This is a genomic window from Niallia circulans (assembly GCF_007273535.1).
Classification (GTDB): Bacteria; Bacillota; Bacilli; order Bacillales; family Cytobacillaceae; genus Niallia; species Niallia circulans_B.
Window position 1 is genome coordinate 3,445,140 of sequence record NZ_RIBP01000004.1, and the last position, 25,728, is coordinate 3,470,867.

The following is a 25,728-nucleotide window of genomic DNA, read 5'->3' on the forward strand; positions in this document are numbered from 1 at the left end:
TCTTATCCACAAACGATTATCAAAAAAATTAAAATTAGAGCTGGTAAAAAAATACTTAAACGGAAGCAGTGTGGAAGAGTTTCTGCTACCTATATCCATTCATTATCTTGCTATAGTTTCACCATCGTAAAATTTTTAATAAAAAACAGAAATTTTCTGTCTTTTAGTTAAAATTCTAAGTTATGGTCGTAAAAAAGGAATAAGTGTTTGCCATGCAAACCACTTATTCCTGTAAAAAACTTTTTAATGAAGAAAATTATTGTACAGTATCAGGAACAGTGTACTCACCGTTTTTAATTTTGTCTGTCCATTCTTTAACAGCAGCTTCAATGTCTGCTTTGTTTTCTACTTCTTCGTTGATAGCTGCCAAGCCTACACCATCTTCAGCAAGACCGTATACAGAAGTTTCTCCACCTGGGAAGTTTCCTTCTTGAGCTTTAGTAGAGATATCTTGTACTGCAGCAGATACTCCTTTAAGTGCAGAAGTCAAGACAACATTGTGATCACCGACAGCACCTTCACCTGCTTGGTCAGAGTCAACACCAATTGCCCAGATTGCTCTTGAAGGATCTTTTTCTTTCAATTCACGAGCTTCTGTGAAAAGACCAGCACCAGTTCCGCCTGAAGCGTGGAAAATTACGTCCACATCAGAAGAGTACATTTTGCTTGCAATTGTTTTTCCAACTTCTGGCTTATCAAATGCACCAGCATATTGGGAATCAATTGTAGCATCAGGGTTAGATTCTTTAACACCAGCTTCAAAACCTGCTTCAAAGCGTGTGATAACTTCACTTTCTACCCCGCCGATGAATCCGATTTTGTTTGTTTTTGTTGCTTTACCAGCAGCTACTCCAGCAAGGAAGCCTGCTTCTTGTTCCTTAAATGTAATGCTTGCTACGTTTGGTTGATCAACTACAGCATCAACAATTGCAAAATGAGCATCTGTTTGTTGTTTTGCAATTTCCTCTACTGCACCTTCCATCATGAAACCAATACCATACACTAAGTTATACTTTTGACGAACTAAGCTGTTCAAGTTCGTTGAATAATCAGAATCTGATTGTGATTGTAAATAGTCGATACCATTACCTTTTTCAAGTTCATTTGCCTTACCAAAAGCTTGTAGGCCTTCCCATGCTGACTGGTTGAATGATTTGTCATCAACACCGCCGACATCTGTTACCATTGCTACGCTGAAAGAATCACTCTTGTCTTCGCCAGAAGATCCTTTGTTGTCATCGCTTTTACCACAAGCCCCTAAAACAGTCCCAGCAGCAAGTACTAAGGACAGCGCTAAACCAAATTTACGCTTTTTCAAGGTTTGTACCCCCTAATTTTTTGTTTTTTTGAATTTCATAGTGAGAAATGCAATAACAATAGTTTCTCCGATTGTCACGAATAAATTCGTTTTCTTAGCACCTGAAAGCTAAACTTATCGGCCCTAAAGTAATTGACTGAAAACAGTATAGGCTCATCCTTGTCATCATAATGCATCTGCTTAAGTACAAGCAGAGCAGTTTCAGGCTCGCATTGTAAGATTGGAGAGATTTTCTCATGATATCCGATTGGCTCAATTTGCGCGACAGCATATGTAATATTCTTTTGGGCATCCGATTCCAAAAATTGAAAAATCGAGTCATTTTCATACGAAAATTTCTCTGGCACAATTTTTTGCGGAAGCTTGTCTATGCAATAAACAACCGGTTCACCATTAGCAGTTCGAACACGTTCGATGACCACTAGCTCTTCTTCTTGCGGGCAGGAAAAACGCCTTGCATCTTCTTCAGTTGAACCTTGAGTTGTTGAGCTTAGAAAAATGGTTCCTGGATTCATACCAGCTTGCTTAATCATGTGGGTCACACTGTAGAGCTGTTCAATGCCTGAATTAAAAAGCGGCTTGCTGTTGACAAATGTCCCGACGCCATGACGTCTTATGATGACATTTTCCTCTTCTAATGTGCGCAGTGCCTCTCTTAATGTGGCTCTGCTGACACCTAAAGTTTTGGCAAGCTCAAATTCAGAAGGGAATTTTTCTTTTTCTTTATAAATCCCTTTCTCAATATCCCGTTTCAGTCTATCCACAACCTGCAAATATAAATGCCTTGTATCTGACTTAATTAGCATGCTATTTCCTCCAAAAACTTTCTAAGACATCAGACATCTGATGTTCAATCATTCCTACTAATCGAAAATACTATAACACTTTTTTACTAATAAATAAATAGAGAATTGTGAAATAAGTCGAAAAAAAAAGAGAAAAGAAACAATTGTCCGGAAATGACTTCCAAATTTCTAGTTTCTTTCTCTTAATATTCGCCTTTACAACATAATCTATCCTTTAACCAAGTAAAACATTTGTATAAAAATCATCAAAACCGAACAATATAAGTATAACCTATTTCGTATCCCGAAATATACTATTTCTTCTTAATTTATTTCTTCTGATACTTTTGGCACAAGAACAGTCCTCGGTTTACTTCCCTCATATGGGCCGACAATACCTCTAGCTTCCATTTCATCGATAAGTCGTGCTGCTCTTGTATAGCCGATTCTAAATCGTCTCTGCAGCATGCTGACAGATGCAGTCTGCATTTCCACTATCAAATCAACTGCCTCACCGTACAAATCATCCTCCACATCCTTAGCAGTTGTTTCGGTGATTTCATCAGGAATCATTTCCTCCTGATATTGTGCCTTCTGCTGACCAATAACAAAGTCGACAACTTCTTCTACCTCTTCATCTGACAGGAACGCACCTTGAACACGGACTGGCTTGCTTGCACCATATGGGAAGAACAGCATATCACCGCGCCCGAGAAGCTTTTCCGCTCCGCCCATGTCGAGAATTGTGCGAGAATCTGTTTGTGATGACACAGCAAAAGCAATCCTAGATGGAATATTCGCCTTAATGACACCTGTAATGACATCGACAGAAGGACGCTGTGTCGCAATAATTAAATGAATGCCCGCAGCACGTGCCATTTGCGCAAGCCTTGTGATGGCATCCTCTACGTCATTTGAAGCAACCATCATTAAGTCGGCAAGCTCATCAACGATTACGACGATGTATGGCAATAATGGCTGCTTTTCGTCTTCTTCGGCATTATACCTATTAACATAGTCATTATAGCCTTCAATATTACGAGTGCCAGTATGAGAAAACAGATCATATCTTCTTTCCATCTCACTGACAACCTTTTGCAGTGCCTGAGATGCTTTTTTTGCATTTGTAACAACAGGTGCTAGGAGATGGGGGATACCATTATAAACATTCAACTCAACCATCTTCGGATCAATCATCATCATCTTCACTTCATGCGGCTTTGCCCTCATTAAGATGCTTGTGATAATACCGTTAATACACACACTTTTTCCGCTGCCTGTTGCACCGGCAACAAGAAGATGGGGCATTTTATTTAACTCTGCGCAAACAGCATTTCCAGTAATATCCCGCCCGAAAGCAATCATCAGCTTGCTGTCCGGCTTATCATTTTTGTTTGTTTCGAGCACTTCCCGCAGTGAAACCATCGCAACCTCTGAGTTCGGCACTTCAATTCCAATCGCTGATTTCCCTGGAATTGGCGCTTCAATCCGGATGTCTTTTGCTGCAAGCGCTAATGCTAAATCATCACTTAAATTGACGATTTTGCTTACCTTAACACCCTCACTAGGATGAACCTCATATTTAGTAACAGCAGGCCCAAGATGTACCTCTGTTACCTTTGCCTTAACACCAAAGCTGTGGAAGGTTCGCTCAAGTTTCGCTGCATTCGCATGTATCTGTTCATATTCGCCACTTTGGTCAGCCTTTTTTGGCGCCTTCAATAGTTTAATAGGCGGCAGCTTATAATCCTTATTTTCAACCTCTGTGAAGGTAATTGGGACAATTGCTTCTTCCACTGTATCATTTTCTGCTGGTGCTTGGATTACTTCCTCCTGCTGTTGTGTATCTTCATAAGCATTTGCAGTAAACGATGAGATGATTGGCTCCGCATACGGCTCCTCGCTGTGTGCAATTGGAGGATTGACGATTAAAGGCTGCAACTCCTCCTCCTGCTGCTGTTCTTGTTCTTGTGTTCTTTGTCTTCTTTGTGACTGCGATCGTGCTCTTGCCGACTGCCTGTCCTCTTTTTTCGCTTCCCTCTTTGCCGAAGCCGACTCTTTCCACTCTCTTATATCCTCTAAAAAGGCAAGCCATTGTCGTTTAATGAAGCTCCAGATGGATAGCATCATTTTGCGAAAGGCCCCACTTAATGTTTTGCCTGTCAGCAGAATCACTCCTGTTATAATGGCTAAGAAACTGACAATCTGCGTTCCGGCAGTATCAAACAGGAAATGGAACATTGCGAACAGGACTGCACCAATCATGCCTCCCCCTAAATCCATTCCAGTCGGTTTTCCGTTCACTTCAAGCCAAAACAGCTCCCAAGTGTTGAAAATAACACTTGGATTGTCGAATCTTCCTTCACTTGACAGCATATTAAACAACGTCACATGACTTAAAAGCAGAATCGCACCGACAATTAAGTAGATTCCATTTAATTTAGTATGAAATAAATACGGCTTTTCTCTTTTCCACATTAAATACCCGCCGTACACGATCAGCCCGAGAAGGCAAAGGATATACCATTCTCCCGTAAAAAACCGAAAGAACAGCACAATAGTCGCCCCAACAGCCCCAAGCTTTAATATGGAGATAAAGCTTAAAGTAATTAAAATAAGCGCAGCAAGCTCAAATTGAATTGTCTTTTTGAGATGCTGCTTCTTTTTCGTTTTTCTAGTTTTTCTTTTTGCCATGTTATCACCTAATGTTTCTATATGTTTTCTTTTCGTTCGCTTTTGATTTTGGGTTTATGCACGAAATAAGCAGCCTTGATTCGGCTGCTATAATTTTGGTTATTCTATTTTTTATTATATCATAAGTTGAAAAAATACAGCTAAATTAATGGTATTTTTGCACCTGGCTGAACAGGTCCATGCAAGTAATGACTTGGATCTGTTGAAAGGACACGAACAACTTCGTATTCATGCATTTCGTTTTTGGCAACTAGAAGGGGGATACCATTATAATCAATCACCTGTTGCTTTTCAAAAGTCTCTTGGCCGATTGGAAATATCAATTCATCTGGCATCATTGTATACATAATCATTGTACTAATCCTTCATTCTTATCCTTTTTTAAATCAATAAGTTCATTCAGCTTTGTCATTGCTTCCCCAACACCGCCAACACCGTCAATTAATCCAGATGTTACAGCATCTGCACCAATCACATTTGTCCCAATATCTCTTGTCAGGTTGCCTTTTGCAAACATTAAATCTTTAAAGTCTTCTTCTTCAATTTTGCTGTGCTTTGTCACAAACTTAACGACTCTTTCCTGCATTTTGTCTAAGTATTCAAAGGTTTGCGGCACACCGATTACAAGCCCTGTTAACCGAATCGGATGGATTGTCATTGTCGCTGTTTCAGCTATAAAGGAATGATCGCACGATACGGCAATGGGAACACCGATGGAATGTCCCCCACCTAAAACTAACGATACAGTCGGCTTAGACAGAGAAGCCAGCATTTCTGATATTGCTAAGCCTGCTTCCACATCCCCGCCGACCGTATTTAAAATAACCAATACGCCTTCAATTTTTGGATTTTGCTCTATCGCAACAATTTGCGGAATGAGATGCTCATATTTAGTTGTTTTATTTTGTGGAGGGAGCTGTAAATGTCCCTCTATTTGTCCGACAATTGTTAAACAATGAATTTTCGAATCCTGAGATAACTGAGGCACATTTGTTTGTCCTAGCTGTTGTATTTTTTCCATGAGCGTAGACGACGGTTTATCTTCCTTCGGCTGCTGCTCTTCTGTATTATTATAATTCTCATTTCGGTTAGCCATTATATTCTCCCTTCCAACACATTATGCTTTTATTATGAAGCTAGAAAGGGAATTTCATGCGAACCAAAATTAAATTTCCACCTGGCACATTGCTTAGCGCTTATTAACAGCTTTTGGGTAATTGGTTATACGAAGGTATATCTGTTTAGAATTGTATAAATTTAAATAAAAAGGCCGTGCTTTAATCAGCACGACCCCTTTTTAAACTATTCTTGCTCAGTACCGCTGTCTTTATTGTGTTTTACACCTTTGCTTTTATAAGGTTTTGCACTTTTAGCTTTTTTCGCGCCTGCTTGCCAACGGTTCCAGCCTTTTTTGCCAGTCCCTCTGCCAGTACCGCCCTTACCCTTTGCTTTGCTCATTTATTGTCACCTCTTATGTTGGAAGCTTATTAGTAATTGTTTTCATCATGTCTCATATAAATACAGACATGCATAAAAAATGCACCTCCAATTGTTTAGTGTTTTACTGTAAACAATTGGGGTGCACATTTAAAGAATGCGCTAAATTACTTACTTCGTATCCTTATTTCTTGGTGTTCTCACTTCCATAATAATTGGAAGTATCATCGGTCTGCGTTTTGTTTTTTCGTACAAGAACTGATTCAGTGTATCTCTTATATCTTGTTTAATGCCCGTCCAGTCAAAGCTGTCTTTACTGATGCTTTTTTCGACGATATCTTTAACACGGTTTGCCGCCTCTTCCAGAAGCTGTTCGGATTCCCTAACATACACAAATCCTCTTGTAATAATTTCAGGTCCAGCAGAAATTTTGCGCTCCTGTTTATTTAATGTAACAACAACTGTCAAAATTCCGTCCTGAGACAAGAGCTTACGGTCTCTTAATACGATATTACCAACATCGCCAATACCGCTTCCGTCAATTAAAACATTGCCAGAAGTAACTTTCCCGCTTGTACGAAGCTTGCCGTCTTTAATTTCCATCATTTCTCCCTGTTCAGGAATATGGATATTTTGCGGCAGAACTCCACATTTCTCAGCAAGCTGTGCATGTGGCTTTAATACACGATACTCTCCGTGAATTGGAATGAAGAACTTCGGCTTAAGAATATTAATCATAAACTTAAGCTCTTCTTGACTGCCGTGGTTAGAGCTATTGAATGTTTTGTTACCAGTTAGAACACTTGCACCTAAACGGTATAGCATATCAATCGTTTTATTAACAAATACTTCGCCACCAAGTAACGACGATGCTGCAAATAAAATAGTATCTCCATCACCGATGTTAACTTGTTTATGATTTTTCCTTGCCATTCTATGCAATGCTTCAACTGGCTCACCCTTGTTGCCTGTTGTTAGGATAACTGTTTCGTTTTTCTCACGACCTTGAATTTCTTGGAACGAGACAAGAATATCCTCTTGAATATCAATATAGCCATGCTTTTGCGCAATATTTAAGATAACTTGAAGATTTTTGCCCATCACAGCAATTTTGCGGTTTGCTTTTGCAGCAGCATCAAAAATATGCTGAATTCTGTTAAGATCTGTTGCAAATACAGTTGCGATGATTCTGCCTTTTGTACGAAGGAAGGCATTTGTCAATTCCTCTGTTACAACCGAATCTGATATTGAGTAGCCAGGCTTGTCCGCATCTGTACTGTCAGATAGCAAACAAAGAACGCCTCTTTCACCAAGTTTCGCCATCTCAGCATAGCCTGGTTTATACAAGTCACCAGCAGTTTGGTCAAATTTAAAGTCACCAGTATGTACTATTGCACCTTCAGATGTATGAATGACAATAGCAATGCTATCAGGAATGCTGTGGTTCACCTTGAAGAACGACACAGAAGCAGAGCTGAATTTCAATACTGATTTCGAAGTAACAATTTCAAAACGGACTTGTCCTTTAAAGTCTTGCTCCTTCATTTTCTCTTTCGCCAATTCAGCCGTAAGCCTTGTAGTGTAAACAGGTACGTTCAGCTCTCTAAGAAAGAAGGATAGTCCCCCAATATGATCTTCATGTCCGTGCGTTAAGAAGATTCCCTTCACTCGTTCTTCGTTTTGTTTTAAATAAGTGACATCTGGAACGACGATATCAATTCCAAGCATCTCATTTTGCGGATACATTAAGCCAGCATCAATTACAAATATGTCTTCATCGACTTCGACTGCAAACATATTTTTACCGTTCTCCCCTACTCCTCCGAGGGCAACCAGCTTTATCTTTTCATTTTTCTTCACTTTTTGTTTCCTCCTATGTTGAGTTAGCCGACCATTGATCAGTTAACAATATTATACTTTATCTATTTAAATGTTTACAACCAATTTCAAAGAAAACGCGTACAGCATGGAGGAAGAAAGCAATAGCAACCAGTAACTAACTTTGCCAGAAATGTTGATTAAAAGCCAATCAACAGTTACATTATTTTGCTTTTTTAAATTTAAAAATAGACATAATAATCAAAAATGCCAGTACAACCAAACAAGCAATAATACTGATTCTGTTATCCTCATTCATAATAAAGCTGATACTTATTAGTGTTAGTGCTGCTGCTGCAAGCCCAGTAATGTAAGGATAACCCCATAAACGAAAACTTGGCATCGTTGGATAGCTCTTCCGCAGTTTAATTTGAGCTAGACAAATACTTATCCAAACAATGGAAACGACAAAACCTGGAAATGCCATCAGCAATGTAAATACTTCATTTTGGGCAACAAGCGCAATCATTGATCCAAGCAATAATACGACACCAGTTAAAACAAGGCTATATGTCGGCACACCGCTTTTTGAAAGCTTACTGAACGCTTTTGGCGCCTCTCCCTCTTCTGCAAGTGAGTGAAGCATTCTTGTACATCCATAAATGCCAGAGTTAGCCGCTGACAATACAGCAATTATCAGAATAAAGTTCATGATATGTGCAGCGCCCTGCAAACCAGAAATGGACAGTACTTGTACAAACGGACTCGATGATTCTGTCAACTCATTCCACGGAATTAATCCACATATGATTAAGATTGGCAATGTATAGAAAAGGACGATTCTTAAAATAAAGCTTTTTATCACCTTTGGCAGTATTTTCTCTGCATCTTGAGCTTCCGTAACTGTGACACCGATAAGCTCTGAACCTCCATATGAAAACATAACAACTAAAAGAGCAGCAAAAATGGATGTAAAGCCATTCGGAAAGAATCCGCCATGCTCTGTAAAATTCCGGAAATAATTAGCGCCATCAGAAGGGATAATACCAAATAAAATTCCTGCACCTAAAATAATAAATACAATAATCATCGCTATTTTAATACCAGCAAACCAAAATTCAAACTCTCCGTAATGCTTTACATTCATTAAGTTTATACTCAGAATAAAAATAGTACATAGTATACTTAATAGCCATAATGGCACATCTGGAAACCAGTATTGCAAGAAGCTTCCGGCAACAACTACTTCAATAATACACACTGCCAGCCAAAGGACACAATAAAGCCAGCCAATAATAAAGGACATTCTGCTTCCAAACGCTTTTAAAATAAAGCCCTTCATATTTGTGTTTGGATAAACGATCGCCATTTCAGCAATAGCTCCCATTACAACCAATAATAATAAACCTGCAAAAATATAGGCAACAACTACACCAGGTCCAGCAACGCCAACCGTTTCACCGCTCCCTTTGAAAATGCCTGTCCCAATAGCGCCACCCATCGCCATCAGGCTGATATGTCTCGGTTGCAGTTTCTTCTGCAACGTATTTTTTGTTTCCATTGTACTCCTCCTTAAGTCACTTAACCTCATCTATTCCTATCAATCAAAAAAGCTCAATACATATCATTTGTTCTTCAGAAATAAAAAAACCAAATCCCCCGAAAAACCCTGTTCCACTGCCGATGCAGTAGGGATTGACGGGAAATCTGGTTTTATCTCTATAAACCTCATTTAAACTTTTTCGTCTATATGGATAGACTAGCTATGTAATACTGATCTACCCATCCAAATATAATTAGAAAAAGCTTGCCAGTTTTGTTCTTTCCTCTTCTGTCAGTGGCACAAGAGGCAATCGGACTGAACCGACATCAATACCTTTTAATTGAAGTGCTGTTTTAACTGGTACTGGGTTAGGCGCAGCAAATAGTGCTGTCATAACTGGCAGCAATTCTTGATGCAACTGCGCTGCTTTGGCGATATTTCCCTCAAGGAAAGCCGCTACCATCGCCTGCATCTCAGGACCAATTACATGTGAGGCAACGGAAATGACACCAGTTCCGCCAACAGACAGCAATGGCAATGTTAAGCTATCATCTCCACTGTATACATAGAAATCACTTGGCGTACCTGCAATAATTTTTGTAATATTATTAAGGTTGCCACTTGCTTCCTTCACTGCAACGATATTTTCAACAGCTGATAATCGAATAATTGTTTCGGGTTCGATATTAACAGCAGAACGACCTGGAATATTATAAATCATAACAGGAAGGGCTGTGGCATCTGCGACTGCCTTCACATGCTGATACAAACCTTCTTGGTTTGGCTTGTTATAATATGGGCCAACAACCATGACAGCGTCAACGCCTGCCCGTTCTGCTTCTTTTGTCATCTCGATGGAGTCATAAGTGTTATTACCACCAGTCCCTGCGATGATTGGAACTCTCTTTTCCACTACCTTTACCACATGCTTAAATAATGCAATCTTTTCTTGTTTTGATAATGTTGGAGATTCGCCAGTTGTTCCTGCAACAACTAAGGAATCTGTTCCATTTGCTATCAAATGATTAACAATCTGTGTTGTTTTCGGAAAATCAATATGTCCCTTTGCATCAAATGGTGTAATCATGGCCGTTGACACTCTACCAAATAAACCCATCGTTCCACTCCTATTCTCATTTTCAATCTTGTTGTGTTTAATGCTGTTCCTTATCTAATTCAAATGAATCATGCAATACGTTTACAGCGCGGACTAAATCCTCCTGTTTAACGAGGACCCATATAGTCGTATGGCTATCCGCAGATTGTAAAATGCGAATTCCTTTATTTGAAAGTGCTGTGACAATTTTCGAAGTAACACCAGGCACGCCTGCCATGCCGGCTCCAACCACTGACACCTTTGCACATTCTTTCTCTACTATTGGCTCATAGCCCATTTCTTGTAATACAGCTGTTGCTTTTTTTGCCATTTCATCTGTTACTGTGTATACGACGCTGTTCAATGAAATATTAATGAAGTCAACGCTGATTTCTTCATTGGCCATAGCCTTAAATACTTGAGATTGCAAATCATACTGGTCCTTTTTGGCAAGAACTTTAATTTGCGTTACATTTGCAACATGAGCAATTCCTGTCACAGGTCTTTCTTTAATATCACTGCCTTTATTATCATGGCTGCTTGATGTTACAAGTGTTCCAGTTCCTTTTGAATGTGTGGAACGGATGCGAATTGGAATTTCCGCCTGCATAGCAATCTCCACCGCTCTTGGGTGAATAACTTTAGCACCTTGATATGCCATATTGCAAACCTCCGTATACGTCACAACGGAAAGTGGTCTTGCATTTTCAGCAATGCGCGGATCTGCCGTCATAATACCTTCCACATCTGTGAAGATATCGATTACTTCTGCATTCAACGCAGCACCTAATGCAGCAGCGGATGTATCGCTTCCGCCTCTGCCCAATGTTGTTGTATCACCGTTTCCAGCAGCACCCTGGAAGCCTGCAACAACTACGACATCATAAGTTTCAAGCTCTTTATGGACGCGTGTGCAATCCATTTCAAGAATCCTTGCATTCATGAAATCATCATTTGTAACAAATCCGGCTTGAGCGCCTGTAAGTGCTGTTGCTTTTATGTTGTTTTCCAGTAACAGCTGTGTAAATACAACACTGGAAATGATTTCTCCACAAGACAATAGCAAGTCATTTTCGCGTTTGCTTAACTGGCTCTCAGAACCACCGATAAGAGATAAAAGCGTATCTGTTGCATACGGTTCCCCTTTTCTTCCCATTGCGGAAACGACGACTACTACTTTTTGGCCATTTGCTAAGGCATCTTGTATATGCTCTTTAGCTTGATTGCGGCTTTGTTCATCTCTTACAGATGTTCCACCGAATTTTTGTACTACTATTTTTGTCATTGCTATACACCTCTGTACACCTTAAAAAAGTGTTTTCTATTAAAAAGGGGATCATCCGAGCATCCGCATCTTCATATTTTAGAAAGCTGCAGTTTCTCAAGACATCCCCTTATTGCTATTATATGAAAACAGGTGGCCGTATTTTTACTCTCATCTGCGGTTTTTCGACCGCCTGTTTTAGCGAATATAATAAAGAGATGTGCTGCATTAGTTGCGTTAGTCTTTTATTTCACTAGTCCTAGCTTAACAAGACTTTCAGCAATTTGAACTGAATTCCAAGCAGCACCTTTTAGCAGGTTGTCTGAAACAACCCACATATGAAAACCGTTTTCTGCATCAAGGTCTTTGCGAATACGTCCAACAAATACATCATTTTGTCCGACACAATCAGCCGGCATTGGATATACTTGATTTTGAATGTCGTCCTGTAGGATAACACCCGGAGCCTCTTTAAGCAAGCTTTGAACATCACTTGCTGTTACATCTGTTGCGTCCACTTCAAAGTAAACAGACTCAGAGTGACCTGTAGCAACTGGTATTCTTACACATGTTGCAGCAACCTTCAGGTTCTCATCATGCATAATTTTTTTCGTTTCATTAATCATTTTCATTTCTTCATACGTAAATCCATTTTCCGTAAATACGTCAATTTGCGGAATGGCATTAAAAGCGATTTGGTAATGCTTTTTATCACTTTTAACTGGAAGGATTGTCGGCTCAAAGCTTTCTCCGTTGATGATTGCTTTTGTTTGGCTGTGAAGCTCCTCAACAGCAGCCGCTCCTGAACCTGATACAGCTTGATATGTGGATACTAGTACTTTTGTCAAACCGTATTTTTCTCGCAAAGGCTGTAAAGCTACAACCATTTGAATAGTAGAACAGTTTGGATTTGCAATAATTCCATTATGCTTGTGCAAATCCTCTTCATTTACTTCCGGAACGACTAAAGGTACATTCTCATCCATGCGGAATGCACTTGTGTTATCAACAACTATTGCCCCGTGACGAACAGCATGTGGAGCAAGCTCCTTCGATACACCACCGCCTGCTGAGAATAATGCAATGTCAATTCCATTGAAGCTCTCAGGCGTTGCCTCTTCTACAGTAATTTCAGTACCTTTATAAGTAACCTTTGTCCCTGCAGAACGCTTTGAAGACAAAAGAGTTAATTTTGAAATAGGAAAATCTCTGCTTTCCAATGTTTTAATCATTTGTTGTCCGACTGCTCCAGTTGCTCCAACTACTGCTACATTAAATCCTTTTTTCTGCTCCATAAAGGGTCCCCTTCTTTCAGGTGTTTTCTCTGTATATTATACAATAATGACGGCGACAAGCTCGCCGCCAAATGAATATTCTCTATTTTAACATATTCGCGCTATATGAACAGAACCTTTTTTCTTGAAATGTGGCAAAAAGTTAAAAATTACGAATAATTATCCTATTATTTCTACTAATCTAAAAATTTCTCGATGATGACAGGCTGAATTTGATTCCCTTCCATTGCTGCAGCAATCGTTTCAGCTAGCATACTCATTCTTGCTACCATGGAATTTGGCTTTTTGATTGGATCATCTTGGCCGAAAGGAATGAAATAAATATGTTTTGTTGCCATCAGGCGCATTAAGTTAACTCCATTTAGCCCTAAGGCATCATTTGTTGATATCCCTAAAACAACTGGCTTTTGGTTTCTTAATGTTGCTTTTGCCGCCATAAGTACTGCATTGTCTGTCATAGCATTTGCGAATTTGCTCATGCTGTTTCCGGTTAGCGGGGCAATTACCATACAATCAAGCGGAATTTTTGGACCAAGGGGCTCCGCTTTGACAATGCTGTCAATAATCTCATTACCTGTTACTTCTTCCAGTTTGCCGATCCATTCTAACCCTTTTCCAAATCTTGTATCTGTATTTTGCACATTGCCTGTTACAACTGGCACAACTTCAGCTCCAAGACTAACAAGCTTTTCTACTTGTGGCATTACTTCTGCATATGTGCAGTGGGAGGCAGAGATTCCGAACCCAATTCGTTTTCCTTGTAAGCTCATTTATGATTGCTCCTTTCGACTTTGCCATTCTTCTTGCAGCAGCTGTGATAGTACCTCTGCTAAGATATTCCCAGCAGTCTTAGGCGCGACAATTCCAGGTAAACTAGGTGCAAGCAACGCCTTTACCCCTCTTTTTTCTGCATATTGAAAATCCGTTCCTCCCGGTTTTGAGGCGAGATCAATGATCAAAGTATGCAGCGGCATCTTTTCAATGACAGGGGATGTGACAACAAGGTGGGGAATTGTATTAATGCAGATATCTATATCACAAACCGCACTCTCTAATTCATTTAACGGAATGGGTGTAAGACCCATTTCCAATATTCTGGCCAGATGCTCACTTTCACTTGCGGCAACCTTCACCTTTCCTCCTAATGCATGAAACGTTCTTGCAACACTCATTCCAACACGCCCTAAGCCAAGAACAAGTATATTGGAGCCATGAATGGTCGTATCAGTATGCTGAATGGCCATCATTATCGTTCCTTCAACTGTTGGAATGCTGTTCAGTATTGCTACATCATCCCTGTTAAACAACTGAACTAACACAGTATTTGTTCTTTTGATGATACCATTTAAATAGTCATTGGTGATTCCCGAGTAAATAGTGCAATGGGACGGTGTCTTTTCTAGCATTTCTTCTGTTAAAAAAACCTTTTCGTTCGAAAAGATAGTATCCACCTGTCCGTTTAGATCGGTTCCTTTAACAGGCAGAATGATTGCATCAATCATTGAAAAATCTACATTATCGATTTTTTCTTTTGTAGCTCCAGCAAAAGCATGATCCAGCTGTTCAAAGCCTACTAAAGAAAGCTGTGCATGCTGCTCTGTCAGTTTGCGGACAATTTCGAGCTGCCTTGCATCGCCGCCGATAATGGCGATTTTCATCCCTGTCAGCATGTATATTTCACCTTCTTTTTTAAAGATCCTAACACTTATCAATCACTACTCCAACATACTATGTCATGACCTTGTTTTAGGTGATTTGCTTTATATATTTTCCTGTAAAAACGTTCATTGTAAAAAACAAAAAGTCCGGCACACTATCCCTCTAATTTGGGATAGTGCGCCGGACTTTTTTAAGTCGGTTCATCCTTATTTGGAATATCGACAATAATCATGTCAGTGCCGATTTTTTTTATGTGGGACCAAGGCACTCGTAGTTCGTCCCCTGTTTTGCGGAAGCCAAACCACTTAAGAGAGGGAATCAGCAATGTTTTGATTTGCCCATCCTTTTCATTAATCTCCAAATCGGTTTGTCCGAGCATGCCAAGACGGACGGCGTTTTTGACATCCACAAGCTCTTTTCCGCTCAATTCGCTTAGTCTCATCCTCTTATTCCTCCTAAGATATGTTGTTCTATTAATCATATCGCTCGGTGGAAGGATTTAGACTAGCTAAAAAGTATTTTTATGTAACTCCTTCTATATTATAGAAGGCTTTTAGGCAGTTTACCGTCTGGACTGATAAGTGACACAGAATAGGAATCAGTGAAAATTTGATGTGCCATTTTATTCACATCTGCATTTGATACCTTATCTATCTTCGCAATTATCTCGTCTAGTGTATGATGTTTACCAAGCAGCAATTCATTTTTGCCGTTTCGGCTCATTCTGCTGTTTGTGCTCTCCAAGCTTAACATCAAGCTGCCTTTTAATTGTTCTTTGCTGTTTGCTAGCTCTTTTTCTGTAATGCCGTCTCGTTTAAGAGTCTCAAGCGTTGTCTGGATCGTTTCATACAGCTCATCAAGCTGCTTAGCACCAGTTCCTCCGTAAATCGTTACAATTCCACTGTCTTGGAAGGAAGAATGATAGGAAAAGACAGAATACGCTAATCCCTTTTGCTCCCTTACATCTTGGAATAATCGGCTGCTCATGCTTCCGCCCAAAATATTATTCAGAGATATCAAGCTGTACATGTCCTCATGACCAACTTTTAGTCCTTCATATCCAAGGCAAAGATGCGCCTGTTCTGTTTCCTTTTTACGAGAAACCCTGTTTGTATGGAAGGCAGGTGCGCTGATTACTGCTTCACTTTTGCCTGCTTCAAACGCGCCAAAGTACTTCTCCACTTCCGCAATAAAGGCTTCTGTTATATTTCCGGCAATGGAAATAACCGTGTTTTCCGGTGTATAGTGGTCAAACATATATTCTCTTAATGTATCACCATTAAAGGTACTTAACGTTTCCTCTGTTCCTAAAATAGGATATCCAAGCGGATGCTTTTCATAGACTGCCTGGCTTAATAAATCATGAACAATATCATCAGGAGTATCTTCATACATTTTTATTTCTTCATAAACAACATTCTTTTCTTTCTTTAGCTCTCCCTCTTCAAAAGTAGAATGGAAGAACATGTCTGCAAGAACTTCTAGTGCAAAATCAGAATGTGTATCAAGCACTTTTGCATAGTAGCAAGTATACTCTTTTGAAGTAAATGCATTTACTTGCCCGCCGATGCTATCAAAGGATTCTGCAATTTCTCTTGCATTCCTTGTTTTTGTTCCTTTAAAAAACATGTGCTCCAAAAAATGGGATACTCCATTGTTTTTTTCATCTTCATTTCTAGACCCAGTGCCTATCCATACACCAATAGCTACAGAGCGGACTGTAGGTATGTTCTCCAGCACTATTCTTACACCGTTTTGGCAAGTATATCTTTTAATCAAGTAAGTTCCTCCTGTTCTAGTTTGCCAAAGTTAACTGCTCGCGACTGCTAGTATATCTCATTATTCGTATTTTTTCCAAAAAGTTGTTTCATTATCAAAAATAATTGAATTTGAGATAAAAATTCCCTACTATTCGTTATCTGAAATAGAACGTTCCTCGCTAAGCATTTCTGTGACAGTATTAATCTCTAAATCCTTCTGCTTTATCTGGGTTATAAGTCTATCTAAGCTGCTTGAGGTAGATTCTGTTGGATGCATTAATATCATCGCACCATTATGGACCTTACTCATGACACGCTGCAGTAGCACGTCAGGACTTGGTTTTTGCCAATCTATCGTATCAACAGACCACATTAAGGTGCCAAGCTTCTGTTCCTTTGCAATCCGCACCACCGCGTCATTATAATAACCGCTTGGAGGAGCAAGCCATGTCACCTTTTTGCCAGTCGTTGCTTCAATCACATCATTGGTTTTTGTAATTTCTTCTCTGATTTTTGCTTCACTTATTTTACTCATATCAGGATGTGTATAGGAATGGTTCCCTACCTCATGCCCTGCTTCCACAATCATTTTTGCCAGCTCAGGATTTTTTTGGACCCATCTTCCTTCAAGAAAAAAGCTTGCTTTAACATTCTGCTTTTTTAAAGTTGCCAAAATATCAGGTAAATACTCATTTCCCCACGCAACATTAATAAGAAAACTCACCATTTCTTTTTCAGGATTGCCTTTATAAATAGGAGATGCAGATAAATCGTTGAGGTGAATCTCGGGCTTTAATTGTTTATAGACGAGTTTATGTTCATCAAAAACGCCATCTTTTTTCATCTTATTATAAGAAGCCTTAATGTCGACCTCAAGTCCATTAATGCCAGGAATTGCTTTCCAAACAGGATCAATTTTAGCGTCGACAGCATCGACACGATATTTCTTTGCATTACTTTCAATTGTTTCTAATAGATTACTGCTATCTTTAGATACTGTAATGCTTTCACGGTTATCGACCAAACTTGCTACATATGTATTGGATAATGGATTGTTTACAACAATCCATGCTGCTAATAGGATACCAGCCATCGGAATTATTCTTTTCATTCTAAATCCCCTCCTTATAAAACTTTATGTAAAAGGAGGACAAGGTAGAACGATTTGAAAATTGTAATTAACGGAATAACATTTTGCCTATAAAAAAAGGCAGACCCTTACAATTAACTGCCTGTGCGCAATTGCTGCGTAAAATACAGAAATCATTAGAGTCAAACCTCATTTTTTTAACTTATTATTTTGCGTCTTCAGCCTGTTCTTTTTGCTCTTTTTGCTCTTTTAATACGGCTTTGCGGGAAAGATTTACTCTGCCCTGCTTGTCGATTTCTGTTACCTTCACAAGAATTTCATCACCGATTGCAACAACATCCTCGACCTTGCCGATACGTTCTTCTGCAAGTTCAGAGATATGAACTAAACCGTCTTTACCGTTGAAGATTTCAACAAAAGCACCGAACTTTTCAATTCGTTTTACTTTACCAAGATACATTTGTCCAACAACAACCTCGCGGACAATATCTTCAATGATTGATTTTGCTTTTTTGTTCATTTCGTCATCAACTGAAGAAATAAACACTGTACCATCTTGTTCAATATCAATTTTCACGCCAGTTTCTTCAATGATTTTATTGATTTGTTTACCGCTTGGCCCAATAACATCACGGATTTTATCTGGGTTAATTGCCATCATCAAGATTTTTGGTGCATAAGTGGACAATTCTTCTCTTGGAGTTTGAATTGTTGCAAGCATTGATTCAAGAATTTGCATGCGGCCGATTTTAGCCTGTTGTAATGCTTCTTCTAGAATTTGTCTTGATAACCCGTCAATTTTAATATCCATTTGAAGTGCTGTAACACCCTTAGATGTACCTGCAACTTTAAAGTCCATATCGCCAAGGTGGTCTTCCATACCTTGAATATCTGTTAAGATGCTGTAATGCTCACCTGATTTAATCAGACCCATAGCAATTCCAGCAACTGCAGCCTTAATTGGTACACCAGCATCCATCATCGCAAGTGTACTTGCACAAATGCTCGCTTGAGAAGTTGATCCATTAGATTCCAATACTTCTGAAACAAGACGAATTGTATATGGGAAATCCTTCTCGGATGGAATAATTGGTTCTAATGCTCTTTCACCAAGGGCTCCATGTCCAATTTCACGGCGTCCAGGTCCACGCATTGGTCCTGTTTCCCCTACACTGAAGTTCGGGAAGTTATAATGATGCATAAAGCGTTTTTCTTCTTCCACACCAAGACCGTCCAAAATCTGAACATCTCCTAATGCACCTAATGTACAAATGCTAAGTGCTTGCGTTTGTCCGCGTGTAAACAGGCCAGATCCATGTGTACGAGGAAGCAAATCAACTTCAGATGAAAGTGGGCGAATTTCTTCTAAACCGCGTCCATCAGGTCTTACTTTATCTTCTGTAATAAGGCGGCGAACTTCATTCTTAACAAGTTTATCAAGAATTTGCTTCACTTGCTTCAACTTGTCCTCATCCGCTTCTTCCGCTTCCAATTTCTCTAGAACAGAATTTTTCACGACTTTAATTGCAGCTTCACGTGCATGCTTTTCTTGAACTCTGATTGCATTAAGCATTTCTGATTCACAAAGTGCACGAACTTCTGCTTCAATATCTTTGTCCAGCTCATAAAGAACAACATCCACTTTTTCTTTGCCAATTTCTGCCACGATTTTTTCTTGGAATTCAATCAGCTTTTTAATTTCGTCATGGCCAAACATAATTGCTTCAAGCATTACTTCTTCAGGTACTTCTAAAGCGCCTGCTTCAACCATGTTAATAGCATCTTTTGTTCCAGCTACAGCAAGGTTGATATCGCTTTTCTCAGCTTGTTCCACTGTTGGGTTGATGATGAACTCGCCATTAATTCTTCCAACGTAGACACCAGCAATTGGTCCGCCAAAAGGAATATCTGATACAGATAATGCCAATGATGATCCAAACATTGCTGCCATTTCAGACGTGCAATCTTGATCAACGCTCATTACAAGGCTGACAACTTGAACTTCATTACGGAAACCATCTGCAAATAACGGACGGATTGGTCTATCAATCAAACGGCTCGCAAGAATTGCTCTTTCACTTGGTCTTCCTTCTCTTTTAATGAAGCCGCCAGGTATTTTACCAACTGCATATAAACGCTCTTCATAGTTAACTGTTAAAGGGAAAAAGTCTAAATTTTTCGGTTCTTTAGATGCTGTTGCAGTACTTAAAACAGCAGTATCCCCGTAACGCACCAATGCTGCGCCGTTTGCTTGCTTTGCCAATTGGCCGATTTCGACTGTAAGCTTCCTGCCAGCCCAGTCAATTGAATAGACATGTTTATCTTGTCCCATTCTAAAAAACCCCTCTCTGCTCATTTCACTTGTTAGAGGTTTTGGTTATTTAAGTGCTACCTAAACCTACATGGATATTTTTTATCATTATCAAAATACTTATTACATATTATTTCAGTTATAGTCACTTATGTCAAAGTCAGTGTTCACCAACAATTATGTAATTAATCAGTTATATATATATGTCAATAGTTTATAGTAGTCTTCTTGCACAATTTGCACAATAAAAAAGCGGGAAAAAGTATCCCGCTTTTTTAAACTATCTACGTAGACCAAGTTTAGTGATTAAAACACGGTAACGTTGAACGTCTTTATTACGTAGGTAAGTTAGTAGATTACGACGTCTACCTACCATTTTCAAAAGACCACGACGTGAGTGATGATCCTTCTTGTGTGTACGTAAATGATCATTCAGATTGTTGATAGACTCAGTAAGGACAGCGATTTGAACTTCTGGAGATCCAGTATCGTTCTCATGCGTTTTGTACTCATTGATAAGTTCGTTTTTACGTTCTTGAGTGATTGCCATCCTGTTTCACCTCCTATATCCTATTACACTAATCCCCATTTACTGAGCAAAACGTTGGTGACTCGATTTTGCCAAGCAAAGGTTGTTTTTAGTACGTTTATAAGAATAACCTTTTTTCATTAAAAAAGCAAGAAAATCATCTATTAAATTTTCGTATTGGGGAATACTCTTACACTATCATTCCCAAACTTTTCTTGTATTAAACATTAAGTGTTGAAAAATATTCAATTGCTGTCTGTTTATCCTTGGCAATTTGCTCAACAAGCTCTTGTATGCCATTAAATTTCTTTTCGCTTCTTATCCTTATATGCCATTCAATCGTTATCGTCTTATCATATATTTCTTGATTAAAATCAAAGATATGCGCTTCAATGGACTGAACTGTTTTTCCCGGATGGAATGTAGGTTTCGTACCAACATTACAAACCCCTTCATACCATTTTCCGTCAACCAATACCTTCACTGCATAAACCCCTTGAGGAGGAATAATTTCCTCACCAGCAGCCTCTACATTTGCTGTTGGAAAACCGATTGTTCTTCCGCGCTTATCTCCGTGAATGACACGGCCATGGATGCTGTAATAACGACCAAGCAGCATTGGAATCTTCTCCATAGCTCCAGCATTAATATGAGATCTGATAAGAGTAGAGCTAACTTTCTCTCCCTCAAAGGTTTCCTTACTGATTATGGTAATACCGAATTGACCGCGGGAATGCTCCTTTAATGTTTCAGAAGTGCCTGCTGCCCTTAAGCCATACGAATAATCGAAGCCTGCGACAACATGCTTTGCATGAAGTCCGACTAAGTATTGATCAACAAACTGTTGTGGCTGCAATGCGGCGAATTCCTTTGTGAACTGAATAATAAACAAGTAATCAACGCCCAGCTTTTCCATTTCAGCTATTTTTGTATCTAATGAAGTAATTAGACCAATTTGCTTTTTTTCTTTTGACAAAACCAATGACGGATGTGGATCAAATGTCATAACACCTGTTTTTATCCCTAGTTCATCTGCTACTTTTTTTGCTTCCCCTATGACCTTTTGATGGCCAAGGTGGACACCGTCAAAGTAGCCCAATGCCATAACTAGGGGAGGAAAATCCATGGAATGCATATTTTCAATATTATCTATTCTTGCTACTTTCAAACTTGACTCACCTTTTTCCAGCACTAAATAATTTTATTGTTATGCCTGTCTATACCAAAAACGCTGCTTGCTACTCCAATACCTTCAAGATTTTAGATGGTTTTATCATTCCTTCCTTAGAAGGATGATGTATATATATGGCCAAAGCTTCTCCCTCTTCTGAAAAAACTGCGATTGGACAATCAACATCTACTAGATGTGAAGGAGTTTCTAGCACTGCACCGTTCCTGACTCTCATAGCTAATGTATCATTTATTTCATATTTCGGCAAATAACTAAGCGCATCCTCAATCGGTCTTAAGCTTTGCTCCAATACACCATTGCTTTGTGCCTCTTCAATCTGCTCCAATGTAAGACAATCTTCCAATGTTATTGTAGCAGAACGTGTTCTAGAAAGATCCGACATATGAGCCGGATAACCAAGCCTTTCTCCAATCATTACGGCAAGTGTTCTTATATACGTTCCCTTGCTGCAATCAACCTTAAAACGAAAGGAAATTTCATCACCTGAAAGAGAATCCCATTCCTCAAGCAATTCAATTGTATAAATTGTTACGTTCCTTGTCGGTCTTTCTACTTCTATTCCAGCTCTAGCATATTCATAAAGCCTTTTGCCATTTACCTTGACTGCAGAATACATTGGCGGTGTTTGTGAGATAACACCAGTTAATGATTGTAGAACCTCTTCAACCTGTTCTCTTGTAATACTGCCTTCTACCTTTTGTTCTGCTACCTTTTCTCCAGAGCTGTCTTCTGTTGTCGTAGAATATCCGATTGTAACCTCCCCTTCATACGACTTTCCAGCATCAGTTATGTATTCAGCAACCTTTGTTGCCCTTCCTAAACAAATTGGAAGAACACCAGTAACATCAGGATCTAACGTACCTGTATGGCCGATTCTTTTCATACGTAATATTTTACGAAGCTTAAATACGCAATCATGTGATGTCATGCCCTTCGGCTTCCATAATGGTAATATACCTTCCATATTTACAAATCCTTCCCTTCAAAGCTTCATGCTTTTGTTAAATAAAATGACTCCTATTGTCTATTGTTTCAAAAACAAAGAGAGCGTACTCTCCTTGTTTTTGAGAACAGAAAGAAATAGGAGTCATTTACAGACAAAATCTTATTTATCTGAATCAGATTCTTTTGCAATTTGATGTAGCAATGTATCAATTCTGTTTCCATAATCAATAGACTCATCAAATTCAAAAGTAATTTCTGGTGTTTTGCGCAAGCGGATTCTTTGTCCAATTTCTGAACGTATAAACCCTTTCGCTTTTGCAAGCCCGTTCAGGGTATTTTCTCGTTGCTCTTGATCTCCAAGTACAGAAATATACACAGTTGCCTGTTGCAAGTCTCCAGTTACTTGAACATCTGTTACAGTAACAAAGCCTATGCGAGGATCTTTAATTTTTCTGCTAATGATCTCACCAAGCTCTTTTTTCATTTGTTCACCAACACGGTTTGGTCTAAGGCTCATAACATTCTCACCTCATTCTATTAAAGCCATTCTATAGCTGTTGTCGCGGCTTCAATTTCCGGAAATGAATCAATCAGCTTGAGAGCATTCTGTAGCTCTCTTTCTGCTGCAACCTTAACAGATGCCACCGTTACAATCGCAAGTTCTGCCCGTTGCCACATATCCTGGAAACCAACCTCCGACACAGCTATATTGTATTTTTGTTTCAAGCGATCCATGATACGCTGTAAAACAGCACGCTTCTCCTTCAGTGAATGAGCATCATAAATGATACATTCAACTGTCAGCAGACCTGTTATCATTTGCGCTCAATTTCTTGCATGATATAAGCTTCAATGATGTCTCCTTCTTTCATATCATTGAAGTTCTTAATAGTAATACCACATTCGTACCCTTGAGAAACCTCTTTAGCATCATCCTTGAAGCGTTTCAACGCATCAACTTCGCCCTCAAAGATAACAATGCCATCTCTGATAATGCGGATACCGCTGTCTCTTGTGATTTTACCATCTGTTATATAAGAACCAGCAATTGTTCCGATTTTAGAAACTTTGAATGTTTGGCGAACCTCAGCCTGACCGATAACTTTCTCTTCGAATTCAGGATCAAGCATACCCTTCATCGCTGCTTCAATCTCTTCAATTACTTTATAAATGATGCGGTGCAAGCGTACATCCACTGCTTCTGCATCTGCTGCTCTTTTCGCATTGACATCAGGTCTTACGTTGAACCCAATAACGATAGCATTAGAAGCTGCTGCAAGCGTGATGTCAGATTCATTAATGGCACCAACACCTGTATGGATGATTTTCACATTTACGCCTTCTACTTCGATTTTGTAAAGTGCTGCTGCAAGCGCCTCAGCTGAACCTTGAACATCTGCCTTCATGACGATATTCAAGTCTTTCATTTCACCTTGCTTCATGTGCTCAAACAGATTGTCTAGGCTAATTCTAGCCTTTTCTGATCTTTGTGCTTGAATTGCATCAGAAGAACGTGCTTCCCCGACTTGACGTGCTGTTTTTTCGTCTTTAAATACAACGAAACGGTCGCCGGCTTGTGGTACTTCATTTAAGCCAGTTATTTCTACTGGTGTAGATGGACCAGCAGTTTTAACACGACGTCCAAGGTCATTTACCATTGCACGAACACGACCAAATGTGTTACCGACAACAATTGGGTCACCAATGTTTAATGTTCCATTTTGCACTAGCAGTGTTGCAACAGAACCTTTACCTTTATCTAATTCTGCTTCAATAACAGTACCAACAGCATTGCGATTTGGGTTTGCTTTATATTCTTCTACTTCACTTACAAGTAAAATCATTTCAAGCAGTGTATCAATTCCTTCACCAGTTAATGCAGATAGAGGTACAAAGATAGTTTCTCCACCCCAAGCCTCTGGTACTAATCCATGTTCTGTCAATTCCTGCATTACTCTATCAGGGTTTGCAGTCGGCTTATCCATTTTGTTAACAGCTACGATAATTGGAACCTCAGCTGCTTTCGCATGGTTAATTGCTTCGACAGTTTGTGGCATTACTCCATCATCTGCAGCAACTACAAGGATAGTAATATCCGTAATTTTTGCTCCACGTGCACGCATTGTTGTAAACGCAGCATGTCCCGGTGTATCAAGGAATGTGATTTTTTTGCCGTTATCTTCAATTTGGTATGCACCAATATGCTGTGTAATTCCACCAGCTTCGCCAGCAGTTACCTTCGTGTTACGAATGCTGTCAAGCAATGTTGTTTTACCATGGTCAACGTGACCCATAATTGTAACAACAGACGGACGTTCGATAAGCTCAGCAGCGTCATCATCCCCAAAGTAAACTTCAAGGTCTGTCGCATCCACCTTAATTTCTTCTTCTACTTCTACACCATAATCTCCAGCAATCAATTCAATTGCATCTTTGTCAAGATCTTGGTTGATCGTAGCCATTACACCAAGCATGAATAATTTTTTGATGATTTCAGAAGGTTCACGATGCAGTTTTTTTGCAAGCTCTGCAACAGTTAAAGAATCACTGAACGTAATTTTTGTTGGCAATTCTTTTTCTTTTTTAGGAGCTGGAGGAGCTACTGGAGCTTGTTTCCCCTTGTTGCGATTATTGTTGTTTCTGTTTTTATTATTGTTGTTATTATTGCTTTTTGGTTTGTTGAAACCTGGTTTTGAATTATTGTTTTTTGTTTGAGTTGTTTTTCCTTTTTCAGCCATTGCATCACTTTCTTCTTCATAAGTTGCCGCTATATTTTTCGATGCAGCAATCTTATTGTTATTTTGTATTGCTTCAGTACTTTTATTATATACGCTATCTAATTTCTTAATTGCGTCGTCTTCTAATGTTGTCATATGGTTTGACACTTCTACGTTCATGTCTTTTAGTTTTGTAATAACATCTTTACTTGATATGTTGAATTTTTTTGCGTATTCATAAACTCGCATTTTACTCATCATTTCACCCCCGCAAG

General features: G+C 39.2%; 23 protein-coding genes. All 23 read right to left on the reverse strand.

Features of this window, described 5'->3' with window-relative positions; all coding sequences use genetic code 11:
- Positions 1 to 256 precede the first annotated feature (256 nt).
- Complete coding sequence (locus tag CEQ21_RS25165; protein WP_185766906.1) at positions 257 to 1,318, reverse strand: BMP family lipoprotein; 1,062 nt, start codon at positions 1,316 to 1,318, stop codon at positions 257 to 259.
- Positions 1,319 to 1,392: 74 nt separating this feature from the next.
- Positions 1,393 to 2,124: a GntR family transcriptional regulator gene (locus CEQ21_RS25170; RefSeq protein ID WP_185766907.1), complete on the reverse strand. Its 732-nt coding sequence runs from the start codon at positions 2,122 to 2,124 to the stop codon at positions 1,393 to 1,395.
- A 303-nt stretch (positions 2,125 to 2,427) separates the two neighbouring features.
- Entirely contained in the window at positions 2,428 to 4,797 is a 2,370-nt protein-coding gene (locus CEQ21_RS25175; RefSeq protein WP_185766908.1) for a DNA translocase FtsK, read from the reverse strand.
- 140 nt (positions 4,798 to 4,937) lie between these two features.
- A complete protein-coding gene (locus CEQ21_RS25180; protein WP_185766909.1) occupies positions 4,938 to 5,150 on the reverse strand; it encodes a YlzJ-like family protein in 213 nt (70 codons plus the stop codon).
- Positions 5,147 to 5,818, reverse strand: a complete 672-nt coding sequence (locus CEQ21_RS25185) for a ClpP family protease (protein ID WP_419181628.1) — start codon at positions 5,816 to 5,818, stop codon at positions 5,147 to 5,149. The genes CEQ21_RS25180 and CEQ21_RS25185 overlap by 4 nt, the downstream gene beginning before the upstream one ends.
- 281 nt (positions 5,819 to 6,099) lie before the next feature.
- Positions 6,100 to 6,255: a DUF3934 family protein gene (locus tag CEQ21_RS25190; protein ID WP_127734476.1), complete on the reverse strand. Its 156-nt coding sequence runs from the start codon at positions 6,253 to 6,255 to the stop codon at positions 6,100 to 6,102.
- Positions 6,256 to 6,405: 150 nt separating this feature from the next.
- Positions 6,406 to 8,094 (reverse strand): ribonuclease J, encoded by a 1,689-nt coding sequence (locus tag CEQ21_RS25195; RefSeq protein ID WP_185766911.1) that lies wholly within the window; start codon positions 8,092 to 8,094, stop codon positions 6,406 to 6,408.
- Between the two features lie 181 nt (positions 8,095 to 8,275).
- Positions 8,276 to 9,613, reverse strand: coding sequence for an amino acid permease (locus CEQ21_RS25200; protein ID WP_185766912.1), 1,338 nt, complete (start codon positions 9,611 to 9,613; stop codon positions 8,276 to 8,278).
- Positions 9,614 to 9,848: 235 nt separating this feature from the next.
- Complete coding sequence (gene dapA, locus CEQ21_RS25205; RefSeq protein ID WP_185766913.1) at positions 9,849 to 10,712, reverse strand: 4-hydroxy-tetrahydrodipicolinate synthase; 864 nt, start codon at positions 10,710 to 10,712, stop codon at positions 9,849 to 9,851.
- A gap of 37 nt (positions 10,713 to 10,749) precedes the next feature.
- Positions 10,750 to 11,976 carry an aspartate kinase gene (gene dapG, locus CEQ21_RS25210; protein WP_185766914.1) on the reverse strand — a complete coding sequence of 409 codons (1,227 nt, stop codon included), beginning with the start codon at positions 11,974 to 11,976 and terminating at the stop codon, positions 10,750 to 10,752.
- Positions 11,977 to 12,200: 224 nt separating this feature from the next.
- Positions 12,201 to 13,250, reverse strand: coding sequence for an aspartate-semialdehyde dehydrogenase (gene asd / locus CEQ21_RS25215; RefSeq protein WP_185766915.1), 1,050 nt, complete (start codon positions 13,248 to 13,250; stop codon positions 12,201 to 12,203).
- A 176-nt stretch (positions 13,251 to 13,426) separates the two neighbouring features.
- Positions 13,427 to 14,020, reverse strand: a complete 594-nt coding sequence (dpaB, locus tag CEQ21_RS25220) for a dipicolinate synthase subunit B (RefSeq protein WP_185766916.1) — start codon at positions 14,018 to 14,020, stop codon at positions 13,427 to 13,429.
- The gene (gene dpaA / locus CEQ21_RS25225) at positions 14,021 to 14,920 is read right to left on the reverse strand and encodes a dipicolinic acid synthetase subunit A (protein ID WP_127734490.1); all 900 of its coding nucleotides are present in this window, start codon (positions 14,918 to 14,920) and stop codon (positions 14,021 to 14,023) included. It abuts the gene before it with no gap.
- A gap of 179 nt (positions 14,921 to 15,099) precedes the next feature.
- Positions 15,100 to 15,351: a YlmC/YmxH family sporulation protein gene (locus tag CEQ21_RS25230; RefSeq protein WP_185766917.1), complete on the reverse strand. Its 252-nt coding sequence runs from the start codon at positions 15,349 to 15,351 to the stop codon at positions 15,100 to 15,102.
- Positions 15,352 to 15,449: 98 nt separating this feature from the next.
- A complete protein-coding gene (locus tag CEQ21_RS25235; protein ID WP_185766918.1) occupies positions 15,450 to 16,688 on the reverse strand; it encodes a M16 family metallopeptidase in 1,239 nt (412 codons plus the stop codon).
- A 129-nt stretch (positions 16,689 to 16,817) separates the two neighbouring features.
- On the reverse strand, positions 16,818 to 17,780 hold the full coding sequence (locus CEQ21_RS25240) for a polysaccharide deacetylase family protein (protein ID WP_185766919.1): 963 nt from the start codon (positions 17,778 to 17,780) through the stop codon (positions 16,818 to 16,820).
- Between the two features lie 184 nt (positions 17,781 to 17,964).
- A complete protein-coding gene (pnp, locus tag CEQ21_RS25245) occupies positions 17,965 to 20,091 on the reverse strand; it encodes a polyribonucleotide nucleotidyltransferase (RefSeq protein WP_185766920.1) in 2,127 nt (708 codons plus the stop codon).
- A 259-nt stretch (positions 20,092 to 20,350) separates the two neighbouring features.
- Positions 20,351 to 20,620 carry a 30S ribosomal protein S15 gene (gene rpsO, locus CEQ21_RS25250; protein ID WP_127734500.1) on the reverse strand — a complete coding sequence of 90 codons (270 nt, stop codon included), beginning with the start codon at positions 20,618 to 20,620 and terminating at the stop codon, positions 20,351 to 20,353.
- Positions 20,621 to 20,819: 199 nt separating this feature from the next.
- Positions 20,820 to 21,767 carry a bifunctional riboflavin kinase/FAD synthetase gene (gene ribF / locus CEQ21_RS25255; protein ID WP_419181608.1) on the reverse strand — a complete coding sequence of 316 codons (948 nt, stop codon included), beginning with the start codon at positions 21,765 to 21,767 and terminating at the stop codon, positions 20,820 to 20,822.
- A gap of 70 nt (positions 21,768 to 21,837) precedes the next feature.
- Entirely contained in the window at positions 21,838 to 22,755 is a 918-nt protein-coding gene (gene truB / locus CEQ21_RS25260) for a tRNA pseudouridine(55) synthase TruB (RefSeq protein WP_185766921.1), read from the reverse strand.
- Positions 22,756 to 22,896: 141 nt separating this feature from the next.
- Complete coding sequence (rbfA, locus tag CEQ21_RS25265) at positions 22,897 to 23,253, reverse strand: 30S ribosome-binding factor RbfA (RefSeq protein ID WP_127734504.1); 357 nt, start codon at positions 23,251 to 23,253, stop codon at positions 22,897 to 22,899.
- A gap of 20 nt (positions 23,254 to 23,273) precedes the next feature.
- Positions 23,274 to 23,555 carry a DUF503 domain-containing protein gene (locus CEQ21_RS25270; RefSeq protein ID WP_185766922.1) on the reverse strand — a complete coding sequence of 94 codons (282 nt, stop codon included), beginning with the start codon at positions 23,553 to 23,555 and terminating at the stop codon, positions 23,274 to 23,276.
- Positions 23,552 to 25,711 carry a translation initiation factor IF-2 gene (infB, locus tag CEQ21_RS25275; RefSeq protein ID WP_185767421.1) on the reverse strand — a complete coding sequence of 720 codons (2,160 nt, stop codon included), beginning with the start codon at positions 25,709 to 25,711 and terminating at the stop codon, positions 23,552 to 23,554. The genes CEQ21_RS25270 and infB overlap by 4 nt, the downstream gene beginning before the upstream one ends.
- Positions 25,712 to 25,728 lie beyond the last annotated feature (17 nt).